This window comes from Clostridium sp. CTA-1, from assembly GCF_054768215.1.
In genome coordinates, this window is sequence record NZ_BAAAAP010000068.1 from 1 (window position 1) to 462 (window position 462).

Annotated in this window: 1 protein-coding gene; it reads left to right on the forward strand. The window is 32.7% G+C overall.

The features are described 5' to 3' along the window. On the forward strand, positions 1-462 hold a 462-nt coding region (locus ACYUEW_RS19070; RefSeq protein WP_460277715.1), incomplete at both ends, for a triple tyrosine motif-containing protein.

Consider the following 462-nt stretch of genomic DNA (forward strand, 5'->3'; position numbering starts at 1 on the left):
TAATGTTAGGAGATCAATATATAACAAATGGAAAGCTAGCATCAGGRAAAACATATACAATAAARGGYTATGCAAGCAGTCCAAATGGAGTATTATATGAATTTTGGGTTAAAGATGTATCAACAGGAGTTTGGACAAARATAAGGGACTATAAAGAAGACAGATATGCAAATTGGACACCAAGTAAAAATGGACAATATGTAATGGCAGTAAATGTAAAGGATAAATATAGTAACACAAGTATGGATGGAAGAGTAGAGAAAACATTCACGGTAGAGACACAATCAGGGAAAGCTACAATACAAACCTACGATATAATGTTAGGAGATCAATATATAACAAATGGAAAGCTAGCATCAGGRAAAACATATACAATAAARGGYTATGCAAGCAGTCCAAATGGAGTATTATATGAATTTTGGGTTAAAGATGTATCAACAGGAGTTTGGACAAAAATAAGGG